The sequence below is a fragment of the Neobacillus sp. NRS-1170 genome (assembly GCF_050468025.1).
Genome location: NZ_JBITPF010000012.1, coordinates 38,546 through 49,036, shown reverse-complemented (window position 1 = coordinate 49,036; position 10,491 = coordinate 38,546). Strand labels below are relative to the sequence as shown.

The window sequence follows — 10,491 nt, the reverse complement described above, 5'->3', positions numbered from 1 at the left end:
AATCAACAATGTTAAAAAATTAACAATGGCATTTAACAAAGCCTTCTATTTAGATTGAATCATTTTTGTCCGGTAATCCGTTTCATAATATTCAAGTTCTTCTCTAATCCGCTGGAATTCGCCTTCAAGACTTTTAATCAGAAGACTTACTGCTTCTGGTACATTTCGATAGTATTTAATGGCGTTTCTGCCAGTATAAGCAGACCGGCTATTTTCGAACCAAGCATCATTTTTAGGAGCAAAAAACTCCTCGATACAATTGTGGTAAATCTTATATAATGTTTTTTCAGCTGCTGCTTTTTGAAAAGGTTCACTTTGCAAAATGACAGAACAAGCTTCCAAACCCTCTTCGCTATAAACAACTAGTTTTCTTAGATTTGAAAAAATTAATTTAATATATGATTGATCTTCTTCATTTTCTAGATTGAACCCTTTAATCGTTGTTTCATTTAAGAATTCCTCTAATGTTAAAATGGTCTTAGTTAAAAAACCTTTCACATCATTAAGCTGAGATTTTACTAATGAATTTCCCATTATTTACCCCCTGGAATTTTTCAATTTGAATTTATTTAGGCTGTACTATAAACTCTAGCGGAGAACTAATCTCAAAACTATTTTTCTGCTTAAGGGACTGAAAAACTTCAGGTAATTTTTTAAAATCAATATCTTGAAAATATGATGCAAATTCATACTTTGAACTAAGATAAAGACGTTTGCGCCCGCGTAAGCCAGGATTTTTCAATAAACATACAAGGGCAACGATATCTTTAAAAGTCACATCAAGGCCTTGTTCTGTCATAATAGGATCCGTTGTGTACGGTGAAAATTCTTGAAGACACTCATCAAAATACCTTACATATAAAACGTGGAGCGTCCTTTCTTCCCCATTTTCAATGAATGTCACTTCACTTCTGTTAAAAAAATCCTCTGAGGTATTGGATTTTTCTTTTTCTAATTCGAACCCTTTACACTCTTTAATTAGCAACTTAAACCCGCTCCTTATCGAAATGCACAACCATTTGAAAAAATTTGAAAACTTATATTTATTTTAGCATAAATTCTGTTGATTTGATTGTATTTAAGAGTTAATTGTTTCTTGGAATTTCTCAAAAAATAAATCTGCTTCTTCTTGAATAAAATCATCTTCCACTTTTTCTGGAAGCTTGGGTAGCTCATCAACACTTTTTAATCCAAAATAATCAAGAAACTCTTTCGTTGTACCATATAAATAAGCTCTTCCTGTTCCTTCAGCGCGGCCTACTTCTTTAATTAATGCTTTTGATACAAGTGTATGCAACGGTCTTTCTGTTTTCACACCGCGAATTTCTTCAATTTCAGCACGTGTGATTGGCTGTTTGTATGCGATAATTGCCAGAGTCTCCAGTGCAGCTTGGGAAAGAGTCGAATTATTAGGGGAATCCACCAGCTTTTTTAAATAAGGGGCATTTTCCTTCTTCGTTGCCAGTTGATAGGTTCCAGCAAGCTGTACAATAATTATTCCTCTATTTTCATCCTCTTCATATTCCCGCTTTAAAACCTCAATAATTTCATTTGCCTTTATTTCATCTATTTCTAAGACTTCTGCTAATTGTTTAAGTGAAAGGCCTTCATCGCCGGCTGCAAATAAGAGGCTTTCAAGAATACTGCTCCAATTAATAATTTCCAACCACATTTGCTCCTTTCTTTACAGCTTCTATAAAAATTTCACCGAAATTTTCTTGCTGGTCGACGTCAACTTCTTTTCTTTTAATCAGCTCTAATATGGCTAAAAAAGTGACGACAATATGGTCTTTTGCCGGGTAAGGAAATAATTCGTTAAAATTCTTCCTTCCTTTTAACTGTTTTAGTTCATCTAGTATTTCTGTCATTCTTTTCTCAATTGATATCTCTTGCCGCGCAATTTTTGTTGCCATCGGACGCTGCAGCTTTTTCCTTCGTAATAATTTTTGAAAAGCCGCTAGCATGTCATATAAGGATACATTTAACTCTGTCTTTTCTGGTCGGACATCTTTTACATAATCAGACAAATCACTTGGCGGCTTTGTGTACATAAGACCCCGTTCTTCTTCCATTGATTTTAAATCATGGGCAGCCTCTTTATATTTCCGGTACTCAATCAAACGTTCTACAAGCTCATCCCTTGGGTCTTCCTCATAGGAAAACTCATCGTCATCCTCATTAAATTCTTCTTCATGCTTTGGCAGCAGCATTTTACTCTTTATTTCCAGTAAAGTTGCCGCAATTACTAAATATTCACTGGCTACATCGAGTTTTAATTCGTTCATGGTTTTAATATATAACAAGTATTGCTCCGTAATTTGGGCAACTGGAATATCATAAATATCAATTTCGAGCCGATTAATTAAATGAAGGAGCAAGTCCAACGGCCCCTCAAATGCATCAATTTTCACCTGATATGGCATCGTATCTCACCAAAATTCTTTTTACTTAGACTATTAATAGTATAGAGGATTCAATCTAGGTTATCCAATAGAAAAATCAAATCATAACAGCTTTATTATGTAATCATGATGTTTGCCCAATCAATGGACAAATACCCTACATATGATGACAAGGAAAAGAACAAAAACTTTTAGGAGGTATTTAATATGGCTGATGGCGGATATGGTGCCGGATTTGCTTTAATTGTAGTTCTATTCATTTTATTAATTATCGTAGGTGCTTCCTGGATTTACTAAGGCACTAACCTTGAAAAATTGATTAGAACTAGAAGCCCGTCATGGTTGACGGGCTTTTTAGATAGTTTATGATAAACTATACATAAATTCTTTTTTAGGGGGGATACTTTGTACCCGATAGAATATATTCAATTTTTAACCCACTTTCATGGTGACAGAGATTATTTTGAGTGTCATGAGATCCTTGAAGAATATTGGAAAAAAACTGACCCAGGTAACAAAAAGTCCATTTGGGTTGGTCTTATACAATTGGCAGTATCTTGCTATCATCACCGCCGCGGAAATTATAATGGGGCGACAAGAACATTAGAAAAAGCAATAAAAATATTAGAATCAAAAACAGTCACAGTAACTAGTCTTGGCCTTAATCAACAGCTTCTTCATGAATTATTAATGAAGCAACTATCAGTCATCAAAGGGAAAGAAGATTATATAAGCATCAATTTGCCGCTAAGTGATCCATCCCTAATTGAGAGGTGCAAATTATTTTGTGAAGAGCAGGGCTTCCTATGGGGGAAAGAAAGTGATATCACCAACGTGGACCTGGTCGACCGCCATAAATTAAGAGACAGAACAGAGGTAATTGAGGAAAGATATCGTTCTTTAACGATGCGAAAGAGCAGCGAATAATGTATTCGCTGCTCTTTTGTGTGAAACTAGCAAAAATTACATTTTTCAATAAATGAAGCTGTATCTTCATTTGCAATAATTTCTCTATCTGTATACATTTCTCTTAGTGCTTGAACCATTCTTTTTCCAACCCCTTGAAAGCGATGGGAGGGATTTACGGAAATATGCTGTATTTCAAGAGCATTTGTTTCACGATGATATAGAACGCCAAGAAGCCCAATAATATCTTCTTCCTTCCATAAAAACAGCTGCCAATTCTCTTCTGTTTCATATTCCTTCATCGTTTGCTGAAGTTTCTTTAAGTCCTTTTCATTTGGCATAAAAGACAATAAACCCATTGCAATTTTTTCGAATGCTTTCTTATATCGAATTAACATTTAGATCCCTCATTATATTAAATAAACCGATGAGAATTTTGGTTTAACAATAGTATATTTTTTCCTAATAAATCAATAATAAACATTTATTCATTATATGTAGTTAAAATAATAATGTTTCACTAACAACCATCATACATAATTCTAGGACAATCATCAATGATAAAAATTACTATTGCTTGGGTCCAATAAACATCCAATAGATGATTCCCCAGATAACAGAAAGACCAATAAGAATACCAAACAATATCCAGTTGCCTTTTTTCATGAATAAGGTTCCTCCAAAAGAGTTCTTGCTCGACCTTCATTCTACACTATATGACAAAAATAATCCATTTCATCTACTAAATTAATATTAATTCTATGAAACTTCTAAATGGTTTTTTTCGTTATATTTTATGAAATCGGATATATTATTAAGGTAAGGTAATTTTCAAGGAGGATAATATGAAAAAATTTCTAATTCTCCTAATGGCAGCTATTATGTTCACATTCCCTATCCAAAGCTATGCGGATTTAGCTGAAGGTGACATGATTGTAACATTGGGAGAAAATTTATCGGCAGAACAAAAGGATTCTCTACTCGGAGAAATGAATGCTCCGAAAGATGTTCAAATCGTGACCGTATCGAATCAGGAGGAGCACCAATATTTAGGGAAATATGTAGCTAAATCACTCATTGGAACTAAGGCGATTTCTTCCTCATCCATCACCATAGCTCCTAAAGGTGCCGGCATAACGGTTAAAACAAAGAATATAAATTGGGTTACTGATGAAATGTTTGTTAACGCCCTAATTACAGCAGGAGTCAAGGATGCCAACATCTACATTACAGCTCCAATTTCTGTTTCTGGAACCGCAGCTTTAACAGGGATTATTAAAGCATATGAAATCTCGGCTGATAAGACGATTCCTGAGGAAGTCAAACAAGCTGCTAACCAGGAAATGGTAGAAACAGCCAAGCTTGGTGATTCTATCGGTGAAAAAAATGCTGCAGCATTAATCGCCAAAGTAAAAGAGGAAATCGCCAAGAAGAAACCAAAAAATGATGCAGAATTGCGAAGCATAATTGAACAGGCAGCCAAGGAATTAAACATTACCCTAACTGAAGAACAAATGAAACGCTTGATTGACCTCTTTAATAAGCTAAAAGGTTTGGACATTGACTGGAATCAGGTAGGAGATCAGCTAAACAAAGCAAAAGACCGCATTCCAAAATTCCTTCAATCGGAGGAAGGTCAAGGATTTTTAGAAAAATTAAAACAATTTTTCATTTCGCTTATTGATGCTATTAAATCACTTTTTTCATAATAAAGTTGAAAAAGCTGCCGAAGATACGGCAGCTTTTTTCTATTTTAGTGGTAGATCGTGTCTAATTAAATCCTCATAAGACTCTCTTTTTACTACAAGAGTGGCCTTCCCGTTTTCAACAAAAACGACAGCCGGCCGCGGTATGCGGTTATAGTTGTTTGACATGGAATAGCCGTAAGCACCTGTGCAAAATACAGCGAGAATATCCTCATTGTCCGTTTCAGGTAAAGGCAAATCCCAAATCAACATATCTCCTGATTCGCAGCATTTCCCTGCTATCGAAACTGTTTCGTTCGGCTGTGCTAAGGGCTTATTAGCAAGAACAGCCTCATATTTTGCATGATAAAGGGCTGGACGGATATTATCGCTCATTCCGCCATCCACCGCTAAATATTTTCTAACCCCAGGAACTTCTTTTGAAGACCCAATTTTATAAAGAGTAATACCAGCATCTCCGACTAGCGAACGTCCTGGCTCAATCCATATTTCCGGCATTTTTAGCGAGTATTGTGCCGTCAAATTTTTTACTTCTTTTATGATCTCACTAACATATTGCGATGGCGGAATCGGTTCATCCTCTTTTGTATATCGAATGCCAAAGCCTCCGCCTAAATTTAAAACCTCTGCATCAAAGGCAAACTTGTTTTTCCAATCTGCCATTCTTTCAACAATTTTTTTAGCTGCCAGCAAGAAACCCGTGGTTTCAAAAATTTGCGAGCCAATATGACAATGAAGTCCAAGGACATTAAAATATTCAAATTGTAGAGCCGATATTAAGGCCTGTTCCGCTTGTCCATTTTGCAGGTCGAAACCAAATTTGGAATCCTCCTGACCCGTTAAAATATAATCGTGGGTATGGGCTTCAATTCCCGGCGTAATCCTTAATAATATATTTACATTGGCCTTTTTCTCTAAACAAATCGATTTTAAAAGTTCCATTTCAAAAAAATTATCGATAACAATGCAGCCAATTCCATGATCCAATGCCATTTCTAATTCTTCTCTGCTTTTGTTATTTCCATGAAAATGAATTCGCTCAACTGGGAATCCTGCAGCAATCGCTGTAAATAATTCGCCGCCGGAGACAACATCCAGTGATAACCCTTCTTCTTCTGCCAGCTGCACCATGGCAACTGTCGAAAATGCTTTACTGGCATAAGCAACTTGAGCCTTTACTTGCTGGTCTTCAAAAGTCTGTTTAAACCCACGCGCTCTTTCTCTCATTAACGCCACATCATAAACATATAACGGAGTCCCAAATTGCTGTGCCAGTTCAAGGGCATCAACCCCGCCTATTTCTAAATTTCCATTTTTATTTACACCTGTTGTCCCGTAAAAAAACATTCCCTTCCCTCTCTCCATAACGACTCACTACATTTTATGTAGACAATCATAAAAGATAATAAATAAATAGACAGAATCCGCATAGAAACTGCCTATTTTTTTGCACTAATTCCTATATTTAATTAAAAATACTTTAGCATAACAGAGAAATTTCCGCAATCATTTCTCATTCGCTTTTGGCGGCTGACGATAACGATTCCTTGGGTGGACAATGCTTGGTCTAAGGATTGACCCCGGAATAGCCCTTCGAAAAATAATTTGCATAAATCCTTTAGGCTCAAACGGAAGAAAAGGCCATAAGTATGGTGTATTAAGGGCACGGGTTTTAACAAGAAAAATAAAGAATAAGGTAGTCCCGATTACAAAACCTTGTGTATGGAATAATGCGACAAGAAGTAACAAGGTTAATCTACCCATTTTGTTTGCTATACTTAACTCGTAACTTGGGGTTGTAAAAGATCCTATACCAGCTACAGCCACATACAAAATTACCTCAGGAACAAATAGACCTACACTAATGGCAATTTGCCCAATCAATACTGCTGCAATTAAGCCCATTGCTGTTGAAAGCGGTGTTGGTGTATGAATGGCAGCCAATCTCAAAAATTCGAGACCAAAATCTGCTAAAAATATTTGAACGATAATTGGAATATTGGTCTGTTCATTCGGTCCAATAAATGATAGCTTTTCAGGTAATAATGATGGTTCCAATACGAATAACAACCATAACGGAAGTAGTAATATAGAAGTTACAACACCAAGAAATCGAGCAAAGCGCATAAAAGTTCCCATTGCTGGTGATTCCCTGAATTCTTCCGCATGCTGAACATGATGAAAGTAAGTCGTTGGTGTAATAATTACGCTTGGTGATGTGTCTACTAATATAATCACATGCCCTTCAAGGATATGGGTAGCGGCAACATCCGCACGCTCTGTATACCTTACAAGCGGAAATGGATTGAACCCTTGTTTTACTAAGAATTCTTCAATCGTTTTATCTGCCATTGGAATTCCATCCGTTTCAATAGCATTTAATTCTTTTCGGATTATATTAACTAAATCCGGGTCGGCCACATCCTCTAAATAACCTAAAGAAACATCGGTTCTGGACCGCTCTCCTACTTTTAACATTTCAAAACGAAGCCGCTCGTCCCTGATTCTCCTTCTAATTAAAGCCGTATTTAGAATGATATTTTCTACTAAACCATCTCGCGATCCTCTTACTACCTTTTCTGTATCAGGTTCTTGAGGCGAACGCCCGGGGTAGCTTCTTACATCAATAGCAAAAGCCGTGCTTTCGCCTTCCATTACTACAACAATTAAACCTGATAGTACTTTTAATACAAGCTGGTCTAAATCTTTAATTTGCTCAACAGATTGGTTGATAAGCCTATTATCAATAATTTTGAACAGGTTCGTGGAAATTTTTTCATGATCATTAATCTCTACTAATTCTTTAATTAGTTGAATAATATAACTGGTGTCACATAGTCCATTGACATAATAAATATTGACTTCTTTTTTTAGAATGGTCAATTTCCGTATTCCTAAATCAAAGCTGACCCCAAGCCCAACTCGTTGTTTCATATAATTTTCAATTTCATGCACGGATTCCGGAATCGGCCAAATATGCTCCTTACTTCTTGTCATAGAAGCCACTCCTTTCTAGTATAAGCTCTACTGCTTTTTTCGTGATGGGTGAACCTATTTTATAAGAATCACGCCGTGCCATTTTACCAATATCGCCTATTCCAACAATTATCGGTACATTCAATTCATCAAGACAGTAAACGGTATCTCCATTTATTCTGCCAATTTCAAGTTCTGGTATACCGTATTTATCTACTCCATATGGCGTTAATTCGCCATCGCGATCGATACTTATATCGACTCTCGTCCATTCCTCATGATGCGATTTTGCTGCCACTGCTATAATTCCCAATACTTCAATATCTTTATGTAATGCCACATATTTTAGGGCATTTTCACCATATCCTTCCCCTACAATTCCACTATCATCAAACATCACCAGTACTGGATCATGCGGAGTTTTTTTTATTAATCGGACAAGCTCAGCACCTGTTAATTTAGACGGATTCCCTTGCGACATGGAAAGACAGCGGCCGCCTATTTCCTTGGCAACATGCTCGACAGCTTTCTTTGCGTATTCATCACCGTCAGTAATTAAAATAACACGCCTCCGATTATTCATCCTGTGATGTCCTTTCATGGAGAAGTTTACTTAATATGTACAAAATAAAGCCATTGAAAAATGGATCCAAAGATTTTCCCTAATACAATTGCCATAATTAAAATGACAATTTCCCCATCTAACCTAATCCGTTTTGCGAGTATAGGCAGAACATTTAAAACCTCTGTAAGAGCGGCTGCCAACATGCCAACAAACACACCGCCTGTGATGCCAAGCGGAATTAAAAAATAGGCTGAAATAGGAAACAGCGGGTCCCTTAAACTTGCCAGCACTCCGCTAAGCGCACCAATCACAACTGCCCATTCATATTGTTGAATCATTTTCATTGTTTTGGTCAGCTGAGTAAGTCTTGGGATAATACCAAGTACGGTTAGAAACGCTACAAAACCAGACCCAACGGCCAATCCACTTGCTAATCCTAAAAATATGATCGCTACAATTTTAATCGTCATTAACTCGTTTCATACTTTCTTTATTTTCATGGATGATCACATAATTATCTAAATCCATTTGATAATTAAACATTTCTACTTCAAGCGGACTGGGTTCATCATTTAAACGTTTCTTAAAAAAGTGATTAAAGAATAAAATCATGCCGAGGCCCAAACCAATCGAATAGGGGATTTGAAAGAGTAATGGTTTTGCTTCATTTTTTCCGGTAATAATGGTGTAAATTTTTTCTTGGACACTTTTCATACTAACGTCATCATGAAAATTCATAATCGCCATAGCCGATCCAAAAAATAAAAGAAACCAAATTAACAGAAAAAAAGGAATAGATATTCCTTTTTTCTTATTTATCACTTCAATGATAGTCTGTGCAGGGCCTATCGTTTGAACCTCCATATCCCCGAACTCTTTTGTTATCAGTTGAATGATATGCATAACATCAATAACGATAATATTTCGATCCGTTTCCGATACTTGGTGAACCAGCATTTCTTTTAAACTTGAAAGCTCAGCTTCTGGGGCTATTATTTGGGCGACATCCTTCAATAAAACTCTTTCTTCAGGCTTTGTTTGAACCCGATTCCGCATGCGAATGTAGATTGTTTTTTCCAAAACATTCACTTCCCACACAATGTTTTCCTTGTGTATGTAGTATGGGTTTTAAGGAAGACTTTCATGTATGAAAATGAAAAAACCGCATGGATTAGAGATCCATACGGTCTTTCATTTGCTGCAGTATCTTTTTTTCGAGTCTTGAAACCTGTACCTGAGAAATCCCAAGGCGCCCGGCAACTTCGGATTGGGTTTGGTCCTTATAATAGCGCAAATAGACAATCAGCCTTTCCCGTTCATCTAATTCGCGGATTGCTTCTTTTAAGGCAATTTTATCAAACCATTTTCCTTCGTTGCCATCATCAATTTGATCTAATAATGTAATTGGATCTCCATCATTTTCATAAACGGTTTCATGAATGGAGGAAGGTGTCCTGCTTGCCTCTTGTGCAAGAATGACATCCTCCGGCGACAGCTCAAGATACTCAGAAATCTCATTAACAGTTGGAATTCTTCCGAGTGTTTTTGATAACTCATCCTTGGCCTTACGGATTTTGTTTCCCATTTCCTTCAGCGAACGGCTGACCTTAACTGTTCCATCATCACGAATAAATCGTTGAATTTCTCCGATAATCATCGGTACGGCGTAGGTGGAAAACTTGACGTCGTAGGAAAGGTCAAACTTATCAACTGATTTTAATAATCCAATGCAGCCAATTTGGAATAAATCATCCGGGTCATACCCTCTGTTAAGAAATCTTTGAACTACTGACCAGACCAGACGCATATTCTTTTCAACAATTAAATCCCTTGCTTCTTGGTCTCCGTCCTGGCTCTTTTTGATGAGCTCTTTCACTTCATGATCCTTTAAATACGGTTGACTTTTATCGTTCTTGACCTCCACATCCATCGGCAA

General features: G+C 36.6%; 14 protein-coding genes. 3 read left to right on the top strand and 11 right to left on the bottom strand.

Annotation, left to right across the window (positions count from 1 at the left end):
* Positions 1-45: 45 nt before the first annotated feature.
* From ACIFOT_RS04955 to ACIFOT_RS04940, 4 genes are all read right to left on the bottom strand, one after another.
* Entirely contained in the window at positions 46-534 is a 489-nt protein-coding gene (locus ACIFOT_RS04955; RefSeq protein WP_430062441.1) for a DUF3907 family protein, read from the bottom strand.
* Positions 535-565: 31 nt separating this feature from the next.
* Positions 566-985 carry a hypothetical protein gene (locus ACIFOT_RS04950; RefSeq protein ID WP_430062439.1) on the bottom strand — a complete coding sequence of 140 codons (420 nt, stop codon included), beginning with the start codon at positions 983-985 and terminating at the stop codon, positions 566-568.
* A gap of 93 nt (positions 986-1,078) precedes the next feature.
* A complete protein-coding gene (gene scpB, locus ACIFOT_RS04945; RefSeq protein WP_430062436.1) occupies positions 1,079-1,666 on the bottom strand; it encodes an SMC-Scp complex subunit ScpB in 588 nt (195 codons plus the stop codon).
* Positions 1,653-2,423 carry a segregation/condensation protein A gene (locus ACIFOT_RS04940; protein WP_430062434.1) on the bottom strand — a complete coding sequence of 257 codons (771 nt, stop codon included), beginning with the start codon at positions 2,421-2,423 and terminating at the stop codon, positions 1,653-1,655. The genes scpB and ACIFOT_RS04940 overlap by 14 nt, the downstream gene beginning before the upstream one ends.
* Positions 2,424-2,609: 186 nt before the next feature.
* Between ACIFOT_RS04940 and ACIFOT_RS04935 the strand changes: the two genes are divergently transcribed.
* Both ACIFOT_RS04935 and ACIFOT_RS04930 read left to right on the top strand, forming a co-directional pair.
* On the top strand, positions 2,610-2,699 hold the full coding sequence (locus ACIFOT_RS04935; protein WP_223591584.1) for a YjcZ family sporulation protein: 90 nt from the start codon (positions 2,610-2,612) through the stop codon (positions 2,697-2,699).
* Between the two features lie 108 nt (positions 2,700-2,807).
* On the top strand, positions 2,808-3,329 hold the full coding sequence (locus ACIFOT_RS04930) for a DUF309 domain-containing protein (protein WP_430062430.1): 522 nt from the start codon (positions 2,808-2,810) through the stop codon (positions 3,327-3,329).
* Positions 3,330-3,355: 26 nt separating this feature from the next.
* On the opposite strand, the gene ACIFOT_RS04925 is transcribed toward ACIFOT_RS04930, so the two are convergent.
* Entirely contained in the window at positions 3,356-3,706 is a 351-nt protein-coding gene (locus ACIFOT_RS04925; RefSeq protein ID WP_430062427.1) for a GNAT family N-acetyltransferase, read from the bottom strand.
* A 447-nt stretch (positions 3,707-4,153) separates the two neighbouring features.
* Here ACIFOT_RS04925 and ACIFOT_RS04920 point away from each other — a divergent pair, with 447 nt between their 5' ends.
* A complete protein-coding gene (locus ACIFOT_RS04920) occupies positions 4,154-5,017 on the top strand; it encodes a DUF1002 domain-containing protein (protein WP_430062425.1) in 864 nt (287 codons plus the stop codon).
* 39 nt (positions 5,018-5,056) lie between these two features.
* Here the strand turns inward: ACIFOT_RS04920 and lysA are convergent, their stop codons facing one another.
* The 6 genes from lysA to sigF all read right to left on the bottom strand — a co-directional run bounded on the left by lysA (position 5,057) and on the right by sigF (position 10,485).
* A complete protein-coding gene (gene lysA / locus ACIFOT_RS04915) occupies positions 5,057-6,361 on the bottom strand; it encodes a diaminopimelate decarboxylase (protein ID WP_430062422.1) in 1,305 nt (434 codons plus the stop codon).
* A gap of 159 nt (positions 6,362-6,520) precedes the next feature.
* Entirely contained in the window at positions 6,521-8,011 is a 1,491-nt protein-coding gene (locus tag ACIFOT_RS04910) for a spore germination protein (RefSeq protein WP_430062419.1), read from the bottom strand.
* The gene (locus ACIFOT_RS04905; protein WP_430062416.1) at positions 7,998-8,573 is read right to left on the bottom strand and encodes a stage V sporulation protein AE; all 576 of its coding nucleotides are present in this window, start codon (positions 8,571-8,573) and stop codon (positions 7,998-8,000) included. Before ACIFOT_RS04905 ends, ACIFOT_RS04910 begins: the two co-directional genes overlap by 14 nt.
* 26 nt (positions 8,574-8,599) lie before the next feature.
* On the bottom strand, positions 8,600-9,025 hold the full coding sequence (locus ACIFOT_RS04900; protein ID WP_430062414.1) for a stage V sporulation protein AB: 426 nt from the start codon (positions 9,023-9,025) through the stop codon (positions 8,600-8,602).
* Positions 9,015-9,635: a stage V sporulation protein AA gene (locus ACIFOT_RS04895; RefSeq protein ID WP_430062411.1), complete on the bottom strand. Its 621-nt coding sequence runs from the start codon at positions 9,633-9,635 to the stop codon at positions 9,015-9,017. Before ACIFOT_RS04895 ends, ACIFOT_RS04900 begins: the two co-directional genes overlap by 11 nt.
* Before the next feature lie 91 nt (positions 9,636-9,726).
* A complete protein-coding gene (sigF, locus tag ACIFOT_RS04890) occupies positions 9,727-10,485 on the bottom strand; it encodes an RNA polymerase sporulation sigma factor SigF (protein ID WP_289985209.1) in 759 nt (252 codons plus the stop codon).
* Positions 10,486-10,491 lie beyond the last annotated feature (6 nt).

What these genes read in the sequence shown, in the direction of transcription:
- ACIFOT_RS04905 (WP_430062416.1), bottom strand. Translation starts at nt 8,573, where the DNA reads ATGAATAATCGGAGGCGTGTTATTTTAATTACTGACGGTGATGAATAC.
- ACIFOT_RS04920 (WP_430062425.1), top strand. Translation starts at nt 4,154, where the DNA reads ATGAAAAAATTTCTAATTCTCCTAATGGCAGCTATTATGTTCACATTC.
- ACIFOT_RS04925 (WP_430062427.1), bottom strand. Translation starts at nt 3,706, where the DNA reads ATGTTAATTCGATATAAGAAAGCATTCGAAAAAATTGCAATGGGTTTA.
- lysA (WP_430062422.1), bottom strand. Translation starts at nt 6,361, where the DNA reads ATGTTTTTTTACGGGACAACAGGTGTAAATAAAAATGGAAATTTAGAA.
- ACIFOT_RS04940 (WP_430062434.1), bottom strand. Translation starts at nt 2,423, where the DNA reads ATGCCATATCAGGTGAAAATTGATGCATTTGAGGGGCCGTTGGACTTG.
- ACIFOT_RS04935 (WP_223591584.1), top strand. Translation starts at nt 2,610, where the DNA reads ATGGCTGATGGCGGATATGGTGCCGGATTTGCTTTAATTGTAGTTCTA.
- ACIFOT_RS04900 (WP_430062414.1), bottom strand. Translation starts at nt 9,025, where the DNA reads ATGACGATTAAAATTGTAGCGATCATATTTTTAGGATTAGCAAGTGGA.
- ACIFOT_RS04910 (WP_430062419.1), bottom strand. Translation starts at nt 8,011, where the DNA reads ATGACAAGAAGTAAGGAGCATATTTGGCCGATTCCGGAATCCGTGCAT.
- sigF (WP_289985209.1), bottom strand. Translation starts at nt 10,485, where the DNA reads ATGGATGTGGAGGTCAAGAACGATAAAAGTCAACCGTATTTAAAGGAT.
- ACIFOT_RS04955 (WP_430062441.1), bottom strand. Translation starts at nt 534, where the DNA reads ATGGGAAATTCATTAGTAAAATCTCAGCTTAATGATGTGAAAGGTTTT.